Below are 20,143 nucleotides of genomic sequence, written 5' to 3' on the forward strand. Positions count from 1 at the left end.
AATTAATTAATTCTTATTCCAAATTCGCGTAATAATGATATTAATTTACTATGGCAAAGCAAAATAATACCTCTTCTCAAATCAGTACACAGAGTGCAGAGGAACAAGACATACCAGAAGTTCAAAATGAGCTATCAAAAGTTGCCACTAATCCTAAGCAAAGCATTCTGATTCTACTTGTCATTTCTGCTGTCTTTATATTTATTTTTTTTAAACTTTTTATTGCTGATAATAAACCAGCTGAGGTGGTAGCTCCATCAGCACCTACTGATATTACTAAACCGACACAAGATAATTCTAAAAATCTACCAGAGATTCCAAAATTACCAGAAGCACCTAAACTCGAAACACCTGTGGAGCTTCCACCACCTCCACCACCTCCTCCCCCTAAAGTTGCTGATGTGCCAAAGCTTCCTTTACCTACTACTTCAGTAGATAATAATAATGCTGACAAAAGTGCTGATAAAGCTTCTCTTCCTTCCGTTGTATCATCACCCCTTCCTGGAGGAATAGCTGAAAGTGACGAGGAAAAGAAACGCCGTGAAGCAAAGAGAAAATCTTCTATAGTATTAATTGCAGGAGTTCCAGAGAAAAAAACACCAAGTCAAATTGCCGAAGAAGCAAATTTTCAAGATCGTGGAGATATGGCATTTGTTCTTGGTCGTGGTAAGATAATTGAAGCGGTACTAGAGACTGCTATTAATACTGACTTAGGTGGGGAAGTAAGGGCAATAATTAGCAGAGATGTATTTTCTGAAAGGGAAAAGATTATTTTAATTCCTAAAGGATCAAAGATTTTTGGTGCTTATACAACTGGTATTGATGGAGCGTATGGTCGAATTGCAATAATATGGAATCGTATTGATCTATCAAACGGTTATACCATTACCTTAGATGCTATAGCTGTTGATAATCTTGGAAGGAAAGGTGAGCAAGGAAGAGTAGATAATAAATATAAAGAACGATTAACCAATGCTGTATTATTATCGGCATTTAATATTGGACTTGCCAATGCCCTTGACAAAGTGGTAGCTCCCCCAGTTAATTCACAAGCTGCTGCCGCTAATGCTGCTGTTGCTGCTAATATACAAAGTTTAGCACAAAGTATTAATAATGGTCCTGGTACTGAGGATGTTAAAATTTCACAGATATGTTCTAGTGTCATGAACGCCATTCCCGACAAGACCTCAGCAGCCTATATTTCCATGATGCAGGCTTGTAATACTGCACAAAATCCAACTGGATCACAGCCTGGTCAAAGGATTGTTGCATTAATGACTGCAGTAACTAATGCAGCAGCTAGTTTGCTAACTAGCACTGCAACTGCTAGCACTCCAACCCAGGCACAAACAGCTTCAAAAAAAGCTTTTACTGATATCAGTGATACTATGAAAGGTATGATTCAGCAACATGAATTTAGACCAACTATTACCATAGATCAAGGTACGGTAATTAAAATTTATGTCAATAAAGATTATAAATTTCCTCAATCTGTACTGAGAAAATCAAGATTGATAAAATGAGTGATAATTTTGCTGCATTAGAGACTTTTCTATTACCATTTAAAGAACTGTTCGCAGAAGATGGTGTCAATGAGATCATGGTAAATAAACCAGGAGAAGTATGGGTTGAGAAGAAAGGAGATTTGTTTTGTAAATCAGTACCTGAACTTGATTTTGAACATCTTATATCGCTTGGTAGGCTTGTAGCTCAGTCAACTGATCAGACAATTTCTGAGGAGAAACCTTTACTCTCTGCATCCCTACCAAATGGCTATCGTATCCAAATAGTATTTCCTCCTGCTTGTGAACCAGGTCATGTCGGATATGCTATCAGGAAAGGTAGTACAATGAACCTTACACTAGATCAATATGCCAAGCTGGGAGCTTTTGATTCAACATCTACTGGAGAATTAATTGACGAGAATGCAAAAATCTTAAATAATTATTTAAAAGAAAATAAAATAAAAGAATTTATTCGACATGCTGTAATTTCTAAAAAAAATATTATTATTAGTGGTGGTACATCAACTGGTAAAACAACCTTTACTAACGCTGCTTTAGCAGAAATTCCAAATAGCGAGCGATTAATTACTGTTGAAGATGCTAGGGAGGTAATCTTAGCAAATCACCCTAATAAATTACATCTCCTTGCTTCAAAAGGGGGGCAAGGTCGTGCAAAAGTTACTACTCAGGATTTGATTGAAGCATGTTTACGTCTAAGACCTGACAGAATTATTGTAGGTGAACTTAGAGGAGCTGAGGCATTTAGTTTCTTACGAGCAATTAATACAGGCCATCCTGGCTCTATATCTACTTTACATGCTGATGCACCAGCAATGGCTATAGAACAACTTAAGCTAATGGTTATGCAAGCTAGTTTAGGCATGCCACCAGAAGAAGTGAAAAAATATATATTAGCGGTCGTCGATATTGTGATACAATTAAAACGTGGTAGTGGTGGGAAGAGATATGTCTCAGAAATATACTATAGTAAGAATAGGCAAGACTAATGATGGGATTGGAGAAAATAGTAAACATTATCCGTAACCTCTTAGGTCATTTTATAATACACCCTTTGGTAGTATTTTGTACGATATGGATTAGTGGAGTGCTAGTTGCATTTACTACTAACGAGATTAGAGCTATAAATGTTGACTTAACAGCCATAGATATAGCTTATAAGTGGACTTATTGGCTAATTAGTGTATGGTCGCAATTAACTTTTCAAGCATATAACTACTTAAAAGTTAAGTTAATATTATCCCTTACTATACCGACAATTACAGTTATCATATTTTACTGGAAAAATTTTAAAAGAATAAAGAATTTACAATTTTTTATTCAACCGGAAAAAGTTTATGGTGATGCTAGTTGGGCTACTGAAGATGATGTAGATAAAGCCGGTCTACGTTCAAAGCATGGTATGTTGCTTGGTACCAATAACGGAGGATATTTTGTTGCTGATGGATTTCAGCACGCTTTGCTTTTTGCCCCAACTGGTTCAGGTAAGGGTGTAGGATTTGTAATTCCCAATTTATTATTTTGGGAACACTCTATTATAGTACATGACATTAAGCTAGAAAATCATGGTTTTACAAGTGGCTGGCGGCAGAAACAAGGGCAACGAGTATTTGTTTGGGAACCTTCCAATCCTGATGGGATAACTCATTGTTACAATCCTATAGACTGGGTAAGTACCAAACCAGGTCAAATGGTGGATGACGTACAAAAAATCTCAAATCTGATTATGCCTGAAAAAGATTTTTGGAATAATGAAGCACGTAGTTTATTTCTTGGTGTGGTACTATACTTAATTGCTGATCCGACAAAAACTAAATCCTTTGGCGAAGTGGTCAGGACAATGCGTAGTGATGACGTGGTGTACAACTTGGCAGTAGTTCTAGATACTTTAGGCAAGGTAATACATCCTGTGGCCTATATGAATATTGCTGCATTTCTACAAAAAGCAGATAAAGAGCGTTCAGGTGTTATTTCTACAATGAACTCTTCTTTAGAATTATGGGCAAACCCGCTAATCGACTCAGCTACTGCATCATCTGACTTTAATATACTTGAGTTTAAGAAGATTAAAACCTCAGTTTATGTTGGTTTAACTCCGGATAATATACAGCGTTTACAAAAATTGATGCAGGTTTTTTACCAACAAGCTACGGAATTTTTAAGCCGCAAAATGCCTGATTTAAAAGAAGAACCTTATGGGGTTATGTTCCTGCTTGATGAATTCCCTACTTTAGGCAAAATGGATACATTTAAGGCTGGTATCGCATTCTTCAGGGGATATAGAGTTCGCCTATTCTTGATTATACAAGATACTCAACAGCTCAAAGGAACTTATGAGGATGCTGGCATGAATTCATTTTTGTCAAATTCTACATATCGTATTACTTTTGCAGCTAATAACTATGAAACAGCTAACTTAATATCTCAGCTAGTTGGTAATAAAACAGTTGAACAACGATCTTATAGTAAACCACTATTTTTTGATCTTAATATTTCAACAAGAACGCAGAATGTATCACAAGTTTCCAGGGCTCTGCTTTTGCCTCAAGAAGTAATTCAATTACCAAAAGATGAACAAATCGTTTTAATTGAATCTTTTCCACCTATTAAATCTTTAAAAATTAAGTATTATGAGGATAAGTTCTTTACAAATAGGTTATTACCGCCTACATTTGTTCCAACTCAAAAACCTTATGATCCTAATAAAAATAATGTAGATGAGGAACAAGACAATACAGATTCTACTACTAAAGAAGATTAATTTTTTAAGTAAGAAATAAGATAAAACTCTATGCGTTCAGCCATTATTGATATTGGCTATAATGCCATAAGAGCTGTAGTTTATGAATGTGATAGACTTGGAGCTCCAGAAATTTTCAATGATAAATTTAAAAGTGATATTATCAATTTACTTAATCTAGATGACTTAGAAGTAAAGCATCAAGTATATCTGTCACTACAATATTTTGTACATATTTTTGATAGGTTATCAGTAACAGATGTTAAATGTGTTGCTACTGCTGTACTTAGAGGGCATCCAAGAGCTGAAGAATTTAGAGAAATAGTTAAAAGAAAATTTAATATTAATATTGAAATTATTTCTGGTAATCGCGAGGCCTATCTTACAGCTGCCGGATTAATTTCTGGTATCAATGATGCTTGTGGCATAGCAGCAGACCTAGGTGGAGGTAGCCTTGAACTTGCCCAAATCAAAGACAAAAAAGTGGGAATCTTAAAGTCTCTACCTTTAGGCACTAGCTTAATCACTAATAATCATTTTGACGATATTAATATAATTAGCCAAATGATCAACAAAGAGTTTGGAGAGGTATACTCAAATCATTCGGGTATACAACAATGTCAACAAGGGTATCATTGTCCAAACTTATACTTAATAGGAGGAGCTTTAAGGCTAATTGGACGTTCTTACATGGAGTTTGTTCATTATCCTCTTAAGAACTTACATAACCTTGAAATAAATCGTAGAGAATTTGAACTATATCTCGAAAAATTGGCTCATGCTCATAGTATGAGAACACAATATAAATCAAGAATTCATTCTAACGCAATTTTGGTGGCAAAATCTATGCTGAATGTCTTTTTACCTGAAAAGGTAATAATTTCAAATTATGGTTTAAAAGAAGGTGTTAGATTTGCTTGTCTCCCTAAAGAAGAACAGGAGAAAGATATTATTTATGAAAGAATCAAGACATTAGTAAATTTTGATGAAACTACTTATAATATCAAAAATTATACAGAAGTCATTAAGCCTATCTTAATTCAACCAGATACAACAACAATTAGTATAATTACTTTGGTCATAATGCTTGCACAATATAATAAAAATATCGATAAAACTCTTCGCTCTAATTTTATTGTTGAATTTATTTTAGCTTCAGATATTCCTTTTAGTCATCGTCAAAGGTTGATGCTGAGTATTGCTCTTGCACTTACCTATACAACAAGAAGTGATACATATATTAATAGATTAGCAAAAAGAATGATTAATTCATACGATTATTGTAACAGTCATATAATAGGTAATTTTATAAAAATTGCTAGGGAAATTGATGGACCAAGATTTCAGTCACCCTCTTTTTCTCTTGAGTTAAAAGATAATAGATATATTGAAATTTCTACACTAAATATTTTACCAAAAGCGGTGTTTGAAAAAGTGTGCGAACGTCTGAAAGCTATAGGTTTCGCCCGAAAAATATTTATTGAAATAAAATGATAACAGTCTTATATTGCAAGTGTACAAGCTTTTTTAGAGTACGCGAGTCTCTCATTGTCAAAAAACAATTCTTCAAAGCAGAAGAGTATACAATAAATTAATACAACTACTTTTACATAATACGTCAGGAGATATATATGTTTATAGAAAATGCCTACGCAGATAACAACGATACAATATCAATAACAGAAACTGAAGAAGTAGCTCCAGTAGCTGAACCATCATCTACTCAATCAATATTAACAAGCCTTGTACCGATGGTATTAATCTTCGTTGTATTCTATTTTTTTCTAATTAGACCACAAGATAAACGTCGTCGTGAGAAAGAGGCTGTAGTTGGTAGCGTTAAGAAAGGAGAAGAGGTGGTAACTAATAGTGGAATCTTCGGAGTGGTAAGTAAGATTAACGATGCTGACAACACGGTAGATCTTGAAATAGCTGAAAATATACGAATCAAAATTCTGAAATCTTCAATACTTGATATTACAAGTCGTCACAAAACAGAAGTTACTGCCAAAAGTAAAAAAGATAAAGGGAAATAAGCTGTGTATAATATTCCTAAATGGAAAATATTCCTTTCTATTTTATGTACAATAGCAGCCTTTATCTGTGCTTTACCTAATTTTACAACTATAGATTCTAAAATACTGCCAAACCATAAGGTGAATCTTGGTCTTGATTTGAGAGGTGGTGCTCATCTATTGCTAGATGTAGATTTTGATAGTTACTTAAATGATGTAATGGACAGTTTAGCTGACCATTTACGAAAATATTTACGGGAAGATAAAATAGGTTATAAAAATCTTGTTGTTAAGAACAAGGCGGTGCAGTTTGAATTGAGAAACCTGGAAGATTATAAACAGGTCAAAAAGATCTTAGGTAAAGTTGACCGAGAAGTTACTGTGGAAAATGATAATACTAATATTAAGCTTAGCTATAGTGATTCAAAGCTTGCTGAATTAAGGTATCAAGTTATTGCCCAATCAATTGAAATAATCAGAATGAGAGTGGATAGCACCGGCACAACAGAACCTAACATACAAAGACAAGGTGATAAACATATATTACTGCAAGTACCAGGTGAGGAAAATCCACAACAACTCAAAAATATTCTTGGTAAAACTGCAAAACTAACCTTTCATTTAGTAGATGAAACTGCCAACATACAACAAGCATTAAATGGACATTTACCCTTTGGTTCAATTTTAGTGAAAGGGGAAAATGAAAATAAGCAAGAATATTACGTAGTTGTTAAGAAAAAAGTTATTGTTAGTGGTGACCAGCTAACAACTGCCCAAGCTTCTTTCAATCAAAATTCCCAACCTGCTGTTGCTTTTTCTTTTAATAATCTTGGTAGTAAATTATTTGCAGAAATAACCAAGAATAATTCTGGCAAGAGGCTTGCTATCGTGCTTGATAACAAATTATTAAGTGCACCAGTAATTAATGAACCAATTCTTGGAGGAAGCGGTATAATTTCAGGTAATTTTACTGTTGAATCAGCAAATGAATTAGCGTTATTACTTAGAGCTGGTTCGCTGCCAGCCCCTTTAAAAATAATAGAGGAAAGAACCGTAGGACCAAATCTTGGAGCAGATTCAATAGAGGCAGGCAAGAAAGCAGGTATGATTGGTTTTGTTAGTGTGGTAATATTCATGATTTGGTCTTACGGAATTCTTGGCATTTTTGCCAATATAGCATTAAGCCTAGCTTTACTTTATATTTTAGCGTTATTGTCACTTTTTCAAGCTACATTAACTCTGCCAGGAATTGCTGGTATAATCCTAACGATTGGTATGGCAGTTGATGCCAATGTACTCATTTATGAAAGGATAAGGGAAGAACTTAAAAAAGGTGCATCTAATCTATATGCCATAAGGATGGGATTTGAATCAGCTTTTGCTACAATCCTTGATTCAAATGTTACAACTTTGATTGCAGCATTTTTACTTTTTATATTTGGAGCTGGAGGTATAAAAGGTTTCGCAGTAACACTAACTATTGGTATAATATCATCTATGTTCTCTGCGATTATTATTACTAAGTTGTTGATTGATACTTGGATTAAGTATCAAAAGCCCAAAAATCTAGGGTTATAATTAAACGAAGAAAATTATATTATGCTTCAAGCCTTAAAAAGAATGCTACTATCTGTAACAGTTGCCCTAACTACCAGCGTAACATACGGGAATTATAAACATTCATCAGAACTTTCAGGATTCGAATTAGCTGCTAGCAAATTAGGTTTTACCTCACCAACCCAGCAAGAAGCTTTGTTAAAGATTTTTTATCTAGCTGGATATTTTGAACCACAAAAATTATGGCACGATCTAGTATGTTTTGACAAGACTAATGCAGACAAAATATTTCGTTTGATTCAGGGCAGTTTGGCTAAAGCTGGTGCTAATCAAAACGCTCCTAGTAAATTCAATGCTAAATCATTGCGTAAAAATTTATTTAAATCTATTAATGAGATAAATGTACGAAATATTGAAGATTGGTTACTATTTGTTGCTCAGGATGCGTTTGATCTTAATCTTGGTCAGGAACGGAATGAACTGACCACTAAAGATTGGATGACTAAATATAAGTCTCAATATATTGTAGATGCTAGACAATTGGGACTTATTAATGAAATAAAACCTCACTATCAAGAATATGATGAAGTTTGGATTGCCGGGGCAGCTAGAATTAGGTTATTGACACGTATAATCTATTATAATAAATTAACAGAACAAATTAAAGTTAACGGATTAGTACTAGTATTAACAGGAGCAAGACCCTTATGGGCTAATCTCGATGGCATTAACCCCAAAACATACACTGAATTGCTAGAAGCATGGCAAGGAAAGGCAGATATTAATAGATTGGATACTGTACAATTAGTTGGAAATGATTCAGCTTGTATTGAGGAAGGTGAAAGATATATCGAGTCTCTTGCTAAAGATTACGGTATTAAGTTAAATAAAGCTCAGCCATTTATTCAATATAAAACACAAGAAGAATGTCCATTAGGTCTTTTTCCTAGAAGATTCTATCCTAATTATGCAAGCAGCAATGAGAGAAAACTCACAGAAGACCTGATGAGTAGTGACCTAGTAAACAAGTTCCTTAATAAGGATCAAGTTAAACGTACTGAAATAATCAATACTAAAGTAGGCAAGAATAACGAAAGGCCTGATACAGCCACTACTGCTCATGATGCAGCAGTTAATTTTGCTGAAAGAATTTTAAGTAGAAAATTTGGTAGACAAAAAGACTTTGTTATTTTATTTGTCAGTAATAATCCTCATATTGAACGCCAAACAATTGTTACTCAAAGAGAAGTTGATAAAGTATTACAACAATATGGATTAGATAAACAGGGTTATCATATTAAAATTGCAGGGATAGGTGCTAGTGCCGTACCGGATATTCCAGTTATTCATTCTGAACTGAGTAAGTTGATAACGGCAAAATGGATAAATAAAAATCTACTAAGCACTAATAAATTTGGGCATTCTATTGATCAATTAATGTTCCAAACTCGTAAATGCCCTGATCCTAAATCAATACCTCCAATACCAAAAATTAAAGAAATATAATATAGGACTAATTGAAGGCATAATTGGATATTTGATTAATTGGGAGTGCCTACGAATTGAATAATTTTTCAGTAAAAAATAGATATCTTTGGCAAACTCGCCTATGCTGAGGAATTTAAAGAAGCCACAAAACCTTGACACGCAGTGGACGATGATGTACGTGAGGAGCAAAGTACCGGTAGCACGAATAAATTACCAGCAGAAGTAGAGTTTGCCAAAGATATCTAATGTAGCTGAGTACTGCAAACAGTACGCAAATATATGTGAGGAACGGAAGCAAATTTTGACGACAAAATTACTAAAAAGAATCAATTACAGGCATGCCCTAGTGGATGATTGTAGAACCCAAACCGAAGTAAGAAATGTGATAAACCATCATTCTTATCGTGCATTTGTATAGATGTATCAATTTAATTAATCTTTAGGAGGATATTGCCTGAATAATTTTAGAGTTTAGATTGCAATATGCTTTTGACTCCTTTTGAAAAAAAATTATTGACTCTAATGTGACTAGAATCCTAACCTAGTCACACTAAAAGCTAATTAAGATAAGGTTTTTGAAGAAGATAAGTCAACTATTAGTACTGGAAAAGCTCCGTCAATAATGTCATTATTGAGGACAATAAGCAACACTCCATTTAGAGCCTGAATTACTCAAGGAAGTAATATCTTGTATAAAAAGCTCAGCCAGTATCGAACAAGGTTATCATAAGAGCCGTATATCTGAGTTACAATCTGAACATACAAAGATGAAAACTCGTATGGATAGGTTAACTGATTTATTTTTAGACGGTGATATTAGCAAGGAAGATCATGAAGAAAAACGTCAGCAATTAATGCAAAAACGTAAAGATATTATTAGAGAAATAGAGAACCATACAAATGCTGATGATAAATTTTCAGAACTCTTGATTAACCTAGTAGAACTGGCTTCTAGAGCGTTCGTAGCCTTCAAAGGTTCTACTATTGAGAGAAAACGTAAATTAATAAATTTAGTGTTTGGTAACCTAGAATTAAAAGACGGAAAGCTAGACTTTATGCTACGTTCACCATTTGACGCATTCGTAAAATGCACTAAAATCGGAGAATGGCGAAACCGGGGGGATTCGAACCTCCGACCTAGCGATTAGGAATCGCTCGCTCTATCCTGCTGAGCTACGGCTTCTTTTTTACTGTTTTTGAAGATTAATCATTAGACAATGAGGTCTATTATAGCAAAATTTTCAACAGTTACAAGCGTGTGACACAAAATCAAAAGGATTGACATGTTTATTATTAAGCCAAATCTCAAAATGTAAATGTTCCCCAGTACTATTGCCACTATTCCCTTGAAGCCCAATCATTTGACCTTTTATAACCATATCTCCTTCTTTTACATGTATTTTTCTCAAGTGAGCATATTTAGTGATAAATTTATTTGAATGTTTTATTTCTATTAAATTTCCATAAGCACGTTCTCGCCTTATGGTAGTAATTATTCCATCAGCAGAGGCATAAATAGGAGAGCTACTATAGCCTTTTAAGTCTGTCCCACAGTGGAATTTTTTTTGTTTTTTCCTAGGGTGTTTGCGTACGCCGTAATGACTGGTAATCTTTACGTTATTATATTGTGGTAACATTATAGGAATAGTAGTAGTTAGCTTATTTAATTGTGCTAGCTCATTAATATTATGGGAACTATTTTTATTACTAGCTTTTTGAACAAGTCGTAATTCTTCTTGGGATAAGAACTTATACTTACAATTTAATTTTAGTAGCAAGTCCTTAATCTTGGTTGACCTGATCATTCCTTGGTTATTAATATTCTCAGTACAGCTGGCTTTAAATTTTTGTAAAAAAACCTTATTATATTGGCTATCATTAATAATAAGACCAAAATCTTTTGCATAGATGCAGTTATTTTTACTTAGTGCTGCTAAATTATATTGTATAATTAAAGTGCCGTGATTTAGTTTATGATCTTTTTGTAATTGCTGAGCGGTAAGAGTTAAAAGCGTCTTGTTGGTAGATGAAGAGCTACATCCTTGTAATAATAGTATAGTTAACAACAATATACAAAATTTAAGCATTTATTGCCTTTTATACCAAAGAAAATAAACCGGTATTCCGCTTAATATAAATGAGATAGCTGGTATTATGACCTTTAATGGTGTCTCACAAATGATCCATAGGCAAAAAGCAATTGATCCGAAGGCAATTAACCATTTATATAGTGAAGATTCTTCTAACTTTGCTAGCAGTAATTTTAAAAAAGCTACACTACAGGCTAGATATACAAATAAAAAAGAGATAACTGAAAAATGAATTATTTCGGTAACTTGTTCTGACAAATCTTCATTTGTTGTACTAATCAATAATAATAATATTCCAATGCAACTTACAACCAAACTCCAAATTGGAGCTCCATTTTTATTTTTCTTAGCAAAAAAAGATGGCATTAAACCGTCTTGTGCTAATCCTAAAGCAACTTGTCCGCTGATTAATACCCAAGCATTTAACGTTCCAATGCAAATAATTGAAGCAATCAAAGAAATAAGTAGATGCCACTGACCACCAAAAATTATTTGAGTAGCATCTACATAAGGGGCGTTAGAATGTATCAAATCTTCTCGTGGAACTAAACCAATTATTCCAATACTATTAATAAGATATAAAATAGCCACACAGAGTGTACCTATTACTATTGCTCTTGGTATTGTTTTTGATGGGTTAATTACTGAGCCAGCTTGAGCAGTTGCTGACTCTACACCAATAAATCCCCAAAATGTCAGTAACGTTACTTCACCAAGAATTTGAGAGAAAGTTAAATTAGTTGTTCTCTTATCCATAACAAAATTATTACTATCAAACTGATATAATGCTACAACTGGTATTATTATTAATGGAATAAATTTTAACATTGCTAGTATAAATTCAGCACGCCCCGCTACTCCTATACCTTTAAAGTTTAGTAACATAACAGCAAATAACAATAATATTTGCAGAATTAAGCATATAAAACTATTACGCACCCCAATTAAAGGTGTTAAATATGTAACAGCTGCAATAACTACTACAGCTGTACTAACCCATGAAATAATCCAATAAGTCCAGCCAGTAAAGAATGCTACATCATTGCCAAATGCCTGCTTTAAATAAACATGAGGTCCACCTGTTTGTGGAAATCGTGCACAAAGTATGCCAAATAAAAGTGCTATTATTATGGCAGCACAGGAAGATACTATCCATCCAACTAAACTAAAAATACCAAATGGGGCTAAACCTGCTGGTAATATCAAAATACCAGTGCCAAGTTGGCTACCAATAACTAAACCCAAAACTGACCAAAAACCAAGCTTTTGTGACATATAATCCTTAAGATGTAATAATCATAAACTTTACATAAAAAAATAAAAACTTGAAAACTGATCTATCAATTTTCAAGTTTTTGCAAGCGATATATTATATTTGACAATTACACTCAAATGATTTAGAGAATGGGGGCAATAAACAAGGGGTGAGCGGACTAGGCGGACATGAAGTACGTGAGTACGCGAAATCCCCGCAAGTATTTGCAAAAACCAATTCTTCAAAGCAGAAGAGTATATAGATTACTGGTGACCCCTACGGGACTCGAACCCGTGTTTTCACCGTGAAAGGGTAACGTCCTAACCACTAGACGAAGGGGCCATAAACTTTTTGATATAGCTAACCCGAGAAGGTTTTAGCCATAGTAATGGTGATATCCTTAATGTTATTCCCGCGAAAGCTGGTATCTAAAACTATATAACATACCTTCTATGCTATTTTTTAGATTCCGCTACCTACGCAGGAATGACATACTTTTAACTAAGATATCAACATGCAACTAAAACATTCTCAGGTTAGCTATAGCCTATCTATATTCTCAGAATCAGAGCGTTCTAGTTTATACAGTATCTATGAAATATTGCAAGTATGATTTTATCGTTTCTTCTTATTTTTTCCGTCGGTAGTTTTATTGAACCTACCAATATTTTTTACAAACTTTTGTAACCCATTTAATTCTGTACCATAAGTTTTCGTATATTCTTTAATTAACATTATATCATCTTTATGTGAGTCATTAAGTACTAAAACTTCTTCAATTATATCATTTTTATTAAAAGTAATTCTTACTATTCTTTGTTCAACCACTTTTGGTTTAAACCATGCTCTCCTAGCTAAAGAACGTTGAACATAATACCAAGTATTAGGTGTATAGTCAGGTATAATTGTTGGTGTGCCAATTAAATCTTTTACCTCGGATTTACTAAGCCTCCTCCCCTCAAGCGTAGGTAATAAATTATCATCCACATACTGCCCTCTTGATTCTATAGTTTGACAACTACATAATGTAAAGAATATCGATGAAACAAGAAAAGTCCGAATTATAAAAAATTTCATAAAATTTATGTTTGAAATACCTAGATTTTGCAATGGAAGTATAATATACTGCTTCATCGATTTGACAAACACTTTTTGCACAGGACTATAAAATAACCCTATGTATAATTTTTAAGAGGCTCTATGGCAGTTCCAAAGAAGAAAACATCAAAATCAAGACGTAATATGAGACGCTCTCATCTTGCACTTGGTAAGATTAATGTAGTAGTAGATTCTCAAACAGGAGAATATAAACTTCCTCATCATATATCTTTAGCTGATGGCACATATAATGGTCGTCAAGTTATTGTGAAGAAAGAAGAAAAAGATGAAGAAGTAGCATAAACCAGTATGGCTTGTAAAATTCTTGGGTGTGGTGCATATTTGCCGGAACGTATTGTTAGCAATGCAGAATTATCGTTATCGCTTGATACCAACGACGAATGGATTCGCTCAAGGACAGGTATATTACAAAGGCACATTGCCGGGAACGATGAATATACGTCACATTTAGCTCTTAAAGCCAGTCAGAATGCCCTAGATGATGCTGGGTTAAAGGCATCATCTATAGATTTGATAATTACCTGCAGCACTACTCCAGATAATAGTTTTCCTTCTATAGCTTCTAAGTTACAAGGTTATCTTGGGCTTAATAATGTACCTTCATTTGATCTCCAGGCGGTATGTTCGGGTTTTGTATATGGTTTACATGTTGCTGACTCTTTGATTAAATCTAGAAAATATAGAACAATATTACTGGTTGGTGCTGAAAAAATGTCGTCTCTACTAGATTGGAGCGATAGAACTACTTGCGTTTTATTCGGTGATGGTGCTGGTACTGTAATTCTGCAATATAGTGAGGATAGTTCTGGTATAATAGATAGTAATATTTACTCGGATGGTCGTTATTTTGATATTCTTTACACTGATGGTGGTGTAAGTACAGATGGTAAAAGTGGTAAAATAAAAATGAAAGGGCAGGAAGTTTTTAGGCATGCAGTAGAAAAAATGAGCAAATCAGCTGAAGACATATTACATAATAATAATTTTACCATAGATGATGTTAACTATTTTATTCCACATCAGGCAAATATAAGAATTATAGATGCAGTTATAGAGCGACTAAAAATTAATCCAAGTAAAGTAGTAAAAACGGTTACAGAACATGCTAATTGTTCTGCTGCTTCAATCCCTTTAGCCCTTGCTTCTCTTAAATCTTATGCTAATATCAAAAAAGGTGATATACTCCTTTTTACAGCTATTGGTGCTGGAATAACTTGGGGATCGGTTTTAATCAGATGGTAACAACTAAGACTATTACTAGAGAAAAAATTGCTCACATATTAAAATCTAAGTTAGGGCTATCAAGTATTATATGCGAGGAAATAGTCGATCAAATATTTAAGAATATTCAGCTAATGGCAAGCAATCAAAGATTGACGGTAGCAGGTTTTGGAAGCTTTTGTACTAGCACAAAAAAACCTAGACCTGGCATAAATTTTCATACAAAAGAGACAGTGATAATTCCAGCAAAAGAGGTAATGCGTTTTATACCAGCTAAAAAGTTAAAATTATTAATTAACTAAGACATCGGTTTAATAGCCTATTGTGTCACCCCACAACTGTCGAAAGTTCAACAAACGTCATTGCGAGGAGACCGTAGGTCGACGAAGCAATCCATATGACAAGCTTCATGGATTGCCGCGCTCACGTACGTTCGCTCGCAATGACGGTTTAGGGCTGACAACGCTCATCGCAATGACATTTATTGAACTTTCGACAGTTGTGGTGTCACCCCTGCGCCTTCGGATGTCACCCACAACTGTTGAAAGTTAAAATCGTCATCGCGAGACGCCACAGGCGTCGTGGCGATCTCATGGATGTCATTCCCGCGTACGCGCATAGGCGTCAACTTAAGAGCGTAAAGATTGAACATGTATAAACAAATTAAACATAGCCGTCATCGCGAGGCATCGTTAGATGCCGTGGCGATCCATATAAACAGCGAAGCTGTTTTTTAGAGTAACGCTTTGCGTATCTTGGATTACCGCGTCGCCGCTTACAGCGGCTTCTCGCAATGACGTTTAGGTTGATTTACTTATACATGTTCAATCTTTACGCTCTTAAGTTGACGCCTATGCACGTACGCGGGAATCTAGAATGTCTAAAGCATCCTTCCTGTTTATTTCTTTAGACCCCTGCCTACGCAGGGGTGACATATACGATGGAATAAGTAAGATATCCTTCACAAGATTGCCATGAAGCCGCTTGTAAGCGACCTCTCGCTAATAGGCGGTTTAGGGATTGCCTCATCGCGAAGACGGCTTTAACTTTCAACAGCTGCGTTTCGGATACCACCTCTGCAGGTAAGGGGTTAAAAAATAGCAGAAGAGTATACCAGCGGAAGTAGAATTATGCAAGAGGTCTATTAAAAATGCAGAATAAGAAATATTACTCCATTAGTGAAGTAACAAAACTTCTAAATATTCACTCTCACCAGCTAAGATATCTAGAGCGGCTACTGCCAAACCTAACTATACATAAGATACGTAACAGACGATATTATACAAGACAAGATATTGAATATTTGAAAACCCATATGACAACCAAGAATATAGCAATAGAATCGCAGCCTATCTCAAAACTATCCCATAATCAAATAAATAAAATTGATTGCCTGATCAAAAACTTTTATGACTTATCGTTGACTATCCAGCGAATTATTTCTAGATAAAAATTAATAATTCTTACATCGAATTGAGCTTAAATAGAAACATTCTGCATGAATTGAATTGTCAAAGAAAAGCCTTGAAAGGACTGAATACGATTAAATCATATTACAAAAAAGCTGGCATAGAAAAACTCTACACCAGCCTTAGAAAACAGGGATTTATTTCTTCACTTCTTCTTTCTTCGGGTCTTTCTTGTTCATGTTGTTTTCATCCACGTTCACTTCGTCTTGCTGCGGGTCTTTTTTCTCAGGAGTCGCTGCAGCAAAAGCAGAAATAGAGAAAGCTAAAGTTAGAATAATAGTTAATAAATTTTTCATAATAAACCTCATTTTTTTGTATTGGTGATTCTAGCTTAAACTCCGTAATATTCAAGTCAAATAATAAGTAGAATTACCCTTTATTATAAAAATATATTATTAATGTAATAACTCTGTGTCATTTTGGTTCACATTTTTACAAGTTTATTGACTGTTCTTTGCAAATTATTTTATAAATTTCACATTTCTCAAGCAATTTAGCGTGAGTATCCCTTGCAATTAATCGTCCATGATCAATTACCAAAATTTCGTCAGCCTGCTCTATACTTGAAATACGATGAGCGATAGATAATATAGTTTTATCTTTCATTATTTTTTGTAATCTATCTAGTAATTTTTGTTCACTCTCGCTATCTAAAGCACTCATTGCTTCATCTAGAAGTAAAATCTCTGGGTTATATAGAATTGCCCTACTAATAGCTATTCGTTGTTTCTGTCCTCCAGATAATTTAATACCCTTCTCACCAATTTCAGTATCTAGTCCTTCTTGAAGATTTTGAACAAAATCCATTATTCCGGTATTATTAGCTGCTTTTATTATTTCTTCTTCACTAGCATCCGGTTTAGCAAAAACGATATTTGACCTAATCGTACCAGAGAAAATGCTTGAATCCTGTGGAACATAGGCAATCATACGCCTTATCTGCTGGTCATTAGTCTTTGATATATCTTGTTTGGCAATTCTAATAATCCCTTTTTTAGGAAAATAAAATTTTAACATTAACTGCATCATGGTACTTTTACCCGCACCTGATCTGCCAACTATACCAATAAATTTACCTCTATCTATTTTAAATGACAGATCATCTATAACTAAACTGTCTAATCTTGATGGATATATAAAGCTTACATTTTCAAACTCTATAATCCTAGAAGTCTTATTATCTTGATAATCATATATTTGGATATTGGTGTGTTGATTTTTGGAAGAATAGTCTATAAGAGCAAAAACCCTTTCTAAAGCTACAAGAGATGAGTGTACCTCACTTAAAAGCTCAAAAATACTTCCGCTGCTCATACCAGCGATTATAGCGTAATAAATAAATGATATCATCTGACCTGATGATAAATCGCCATGTACTATATCTCTGCTACCTACCCATATAACTATAGTGATAGAGAATAGTATGACTGAAATAGCTATCGCGAAAAATATAGAACGGATTTTTAAGCGATCTGCCGTATGCTTTAAATAATCAGAAATTTGCCTATTGAAATCAGCTATTTTATTTGCCTGCTGATTAAAAGCTTGTATCGTGCAAATATTTGATACAGTTTCCTCTAAATTAACTGCAATATTGGCTTGTGACTTAAGAGCATTTTTTGATAAATTTCTTACATATTTGCCAAATTTCATTAGTGGTAACAATAATAATGGTATAATGGTAATGACAATCACAGCGAGTTTAGGGCTCTGAAAGAACATCAATATAATTCCACCAATTAGCATTATTGAGTTACGAACAAAGAAAGAGAGAAAATTGATAATCAACTTGGAGATAAGTTCTATATCTATAGTCAGGCGGGAGATGATATCACCAATTTTTAGCTCTTCAAAATAAGCAATATCAAAATTAATTATATTACTGTAAGCTTCTTGCCTAATTGTACTCACGATTTTTTCAGCAATATTATTAATGAAATAAGAACGGAAAAAACTACCTACACTAAAAATTACTATTAAAATAGTAATATATAATATCGATTGATCAATTGATTGCAGATAATGTGTTTTTAGACCATTATCAATTAACTGTCTAAAACTACTACCTATTGCTAACAACGAAATTGACACACATAATAAGGCCAACATAACAATTGCTAGATCTAATTTATAGAGCTTTAAGTAACTGATAAATCTATAAGGAATTGTCTTATGTATTGCAAACATAATTATTAAATAGCTGGTGCCGGATGTCGGATTTGAACTGACGACCTACCGCTTACAAGGCGGTTGCTCTACCACTGAGCTAATCCGGCAAATAAGAAAAAGCTCTAAAGTGAAGCACCTATTATTAGGTTGTTATCATCTTCGTGAAAGCGGAAATCCAAAAAATAGTCTACAAAGGTTATTAGATATTATGGATTACCGCCTACACGGAAATGACATCGATTTGGGTGTTTTAGATTCCTGCCGCAGCTCGAATGACATCCCCCCTCACGGGGAGCATGTTTTTATCCACCTTGAGCTTTTTTTGACTCTTTCTTAGGAGGTTTTATTTTACGATTCTTAATTTTAACTTCCATTTTCTTTTTGATTGATGCCGGGAGCAATATACCAGCTTCTTCAATAAACCTAGCAACACGATCTGTAGGCTGAGCACCCGTACTTAACCAATATTCTATACGATCAGATTTTAGAACCACACGATTTGCATCACCTCTGACAAGCATTGGGTCATAAGTACCTACTTTCTCCAAAAAATCACCATCTCTAGGAGCTGTTGCATTGGCTACAACTACTCTATAATGAGGACGCTTCTTTGCCCCACCTCTTGCCAAACGAATTTTTGTTGCCATATACCTCTATTTTACTATTTAATCTTTTCTTCTTTAAAAGGAACATGCTTCCTGACTACAGGATCATACTTCTTAAATGATAACTTCTCAGTTTGAGTTTTAGGGTTGCGTTTCTTTACCAAAAAATACCCTGTACCAGCTGTACTAACAAGCCTTACCAAAACATTCTTATTTTTTTTAGCCACAACTATCAGACCTTTTTGTATTATTTATAAAATAAACTGCTGGTCATAATAAAGTAAGCTGGCAAATAGTCAAGAGTAAAATACTTGGTTTAATTGCAGGGTAATTTAAAAGTCACAATCACTAGTTGCTATAGATACAAGTTTAACCACTACCGATGTCATCCCTGCGAAGGCAGGGATCTATATTACTTAATAGTCTTTCAGGCTTATTTTTTTAGATTCCCGCCTACGCGGGAATGACATCGAGTGCATATTAAGCACTTTTTCCTTTATCTATTAGGCTTGCAGCCCGACTTTTAAATTACCCTGTTTAATTGTTTGTCGTCCTTAATTCATCCCAAGACCGAATTCAAGAAGCATAAAGCAATATACCAATCACCACCATTATCATTCCTACTAACCCAACTATTTGAGCAACAATAATTGTAATGTTATGGTGGATTATGCCGTAAATTAACCAACTTAAAGTAACAATAATTATCACAAGAAAACCATCAAGAGATAAGTCATCTGCACTCTTAGTAGTAAAAATTTTATAGGCCTGAGTATAAAACAAATATTGTCCCATTGTACCAGCAAATATCATATATCTATCAAAAAAAATAATTAGTTTATTTTTTGTTTTCTCTGTATATGCCATATATGCACCTATTTAACTATTAGAA

Annotated in this window: 19 protein-coding genes and 3 tRNA genes; 11 read left to right on the top strand and 11 right to left on the bottom strand. The window is 34.1% G+C overall.

Annotated elements, in window-relative coordinates; genetic code table 11:
- Positions 1–50: 50 nt before the first annotated feature.
- From AAGD45_RS00105 to AAGD45_RS00135, 7 genes are all read left to right on the top strand, one after another.
- Positions 51–1,523, top strand: coding sequence for a TrbI/VirB10 family protein (locus AAGD45_RS00105; protein ID WP_341761488.1), 1,473 nt, complete (start codon positions 51–53; stop codon positions 1,521–1,523).
- Positions 1,520–2,512 carry a P-type DNA transfer ATPase VirB11 gene (virB11, locus tag AAGD45_RS00110; protein WP_341748334.1) on the top strand — a complete coding sequence of 331 codons (993 nt, stop codon included), beginning with the start codon at positions 1,520–1,522 and terminating at the stop codon, positions 2,510–2,512. Before AAGD45_RS00105 ends, virB11 begins: the two co-directional genes overlap by 4 nt.
- 2 nt (positions 2,513–2,514) lie before the next feature.
- Positions 2,515–4,284, top strand: coding sequence for a type IV secretory system conjugative DNA transfer family protein (locus AAGD45_RS00115; protein ID WP_341762253.1), 1,770 nt, complete (start codon positions 2,515–2,517; stop codon positions 4,282–4,284).
- A gap of 30 nt (positions 4,285–4,314) precedes the next feature.
- Complete coding sequence (locus tag AAGD45_RS00120; protein ID WP_341761489.1) at positions 4,315–5,757, top strand: Ppx/GppA family phosphatase; 1,443 nt, start codon at positions 4,315–4,317, stop codon at positions 5,755–5,757.
- Between the two features lie 137 nt (positions 5,758–5,894).
- Positions 5,895–6,299, top strand: coding sequence for a preprotein translocase subunit YajC (gene yajC / locus AAGD45_RS00125; RefSeq protein WP_341761490.1), 405 nt, complete (start codon positions 5,895–5,897; stop codon positions 6,297–6,299).
- 3 nt (positions 6,300–6,302) lie between these two features.
- The gene (gene secD, locus AAGD45_RS00130; protein ID WP_341761491.1) at positions 6,303–7,856 is read left to right on the top strand and encodes a protein translocase subunit SecD; all 1,554 of its coding nucleotides are present in this window, start codon (positions 6,303–6,305) and stop codon (positions 7,854–7,856) included.
- A gap of 21 nt (positions 7,857–7,877) precedes the next feature.
- Positions 7,878–9,341, top strand: coding sequence for a hypothetical protein (locus AAGD45_RS00135; protein WP_341761492.1), 1,464 nt, complete (start codon positions 7,878–7,880; stop codon positions 9,339–9,341).
- A gap of 1,088 nt (positions 9,342–10,429) precedes the next feature.
- Here AAGD45_RS00135 and AAGD45_RS00140 read toward each other — a convergent pair.
- The 5 genes from AAGD45_RS00140 to AAGD45_RS00160 form a co-directional block, all read right to left on the bottom strand.
- Positions 10,430–10,506: transfer RNA gene (locus AAGD45_RS00140), tRNA-Arg, on the bottom strand.
- 58 nt (positions 10,507–10,564) lie between these two features.
- Positions 10,565–11,410, bottom strand: a complete 846-nt coding sequence (locus tag AAGD45_RS00145) for a M23 family metallopeptidase (protein ID WP_341761493.1) — start codon at positions 11,408–11,410, stop codon at positions 10,565–10,567.
- On the bottom strand, positions 11,411–12,688 hold the full coding sequence (locus AAGD45_RS00150) for an APC family permease (protein WP_341761494.1): 1,278 nt from the start codon (positions 12,686–12,688) through the stop codon (positions 11,411–11,413). It abuts the gene before it with no gap.
- A 247-nt stretch (positions 12,689–12,935) separates the two neighbouring features.
- Positions 12,936–13,010 (bottom strand) — tRNA-Glu (locus AAGD45_RS00155).
- Between the two features lie 273 nt (positions 13,011–13,283).
- Positions 13,284–13,745 (bottom strand): outer membrane protein assembly factor BamE, encoded by a 462-nt coding sequence (locus tag AAGD45_RS00160; protein WP_341761495.1) that lies wholly within the window; start codon positions 13,743–13,745, stop codon positions 13,284–13,286.
- Positions 13,746–13,868: 123 nt separating this feature from the next.
- Here AAGD45_RS00160 and rpmF point away from each other — a divergent pair, with 123 nt between their 5' ends.
- The 4 genes from rpmF to AAGD45_RS00180 all read left to right on the top strand — a co-directional run bounded on the left by rpmF (position 13,869) and on the right by AAGD45_RS00180 (position 16,458).
- Positions 13,869–14,069, top strand: a complete 201-nt coding sequence (rpmF, locus tag AAGD45_RS00165) for a 50S ribosomal protein L32 (RefSeq protein ID WP_341751317.1) — start codon at positions 13,869–13,871, stop codon at positions 14,067–14,069.
- A 6-nt stretch (positions 14,070–14,075) separates the two neighbouring features.
- Positions 14,076–15,029 carry a beta-ketoacyl-ACP synthase III gene (locus tag AAGD45_RS00170; protein WP_341761496.1) on the top strand — a complete coding sequence of 318 codons (954 nt, stop codon included), beginning with the start codon at positions 14,076–14,078 and terminating at the stop codon, positions 15,027–15,029.
- Complete coding sequence (locus tag AAGD45_RS00175) at positions 15,023–15,310, top strand: HU family DNA-binding protein (protein WP_341761497.1); 288 nt, start codon at positions 15,023–15,025, stop codon at positions 15,308–15,310. The genes AAGD45_RS00170 and AAGD45_RS00175 overlap by 7 nt, the downstream gene beginning before the upstream one ends.
- A gap of 848 nt (positions 15,311–16,158) precedes the next feature.
- Positions 16,159–16,458 (top strand): MerR family transcriptional regulator, encoded by a 300-nt coding sequence (locus AAGD45_RS00180; RefSeq protein ID WP_341761498.1) that lies wholly within the window; start codon positions 16,159–16,161, stop codon positions 16,456–16,458.
- Positions 16,459–16,614: 156 nt separating this feature from the next.
- Here AAGD45_RS00180 and AAGD45_RS00185 read toward each other — a convergent pair whose 3' ends face one another.
- From AAGD45_RS00185 to AAGD45_RS00210, 6 genes are all read right to left on the bottom strand, one after another.
- Positions 16,615–16,773 (bottom strand): hypothetical protein, encoded by a 159-nt coding sequence (locus tag AAGD45_RS00185; protein ID WP_341761499.1) that lies wholly within the window; start codon positions 16,771–16,773, stop codon positions 16,615–16,617.
- A gap of 136 nt (positions 16,774–16,909) precedes the next feature.
- The gene (locus tag AAGD45_RS00190; protein WP_410521090.1) at positions 16,910–18,655 is read right to left on the bottom strand and encodes an ABC transporter ATP-binding protein; all 1,746 of its coding nucleotides are present in this window, start codon (positions 18,653–18,655) and stop codon (positions 16,910–16,912) included.
- Between the two features lie 23 nt (positions 18,656–18,678).
- Positions 18,679–18,753 (bottom strand) — tRNA-Thr (locus AAGD45_RS00195).
- Between the two features lie 195 nt (positions 18,754–18,948).
- Positions 18,949–19,293, bottom strand: coding sequence for a 30S ribosomal protein S16 (gene rpsP, locus AAGD45_RS00200; protein ID WP_341761501.1), 345 nt, complete (start codon positions 19,291–19,293; stop codon positions 18,949–18,951).
- 14 nt (positions 19,294–19,307) lie between these two features.
- Complete coding sequence (gene rpmG, locus AAGD45_RS00205; RefSeq protein WP_341747615.1) at positions 19,308–19,478, bottom strand: 50S ribosomal protein L33; 171 nt, start codon at positions 19,476–19,478, stop codon at positions 19,308–19,310.
- A gap of 349 nt (positions 19,479–19,827) precedes the next feature.
- Positions 19,828–20,118: a SemiSWEET family sugar transporter gene (locus AAGD45_RS00210; protein ID WP_341754596.1), complete on the bottom strand. Its 291-nt coding sequence runs from the start codon at positions 20,116–20,118 to the stop codon at positions 19,828–19,830.
- Positions 20,119–20,143: the final 25 nt, after the last annotated feature.

It is taken from the genome of Candidatus Tisiphia endosymbiont of Thecophora atra (genome assembly GCF_964026395.1).
GTDB lineage: Bacteria > Pseudomonadota > Alphaproteobacteria > Rickettsiales > Rickettsiaceae > Tisiphia.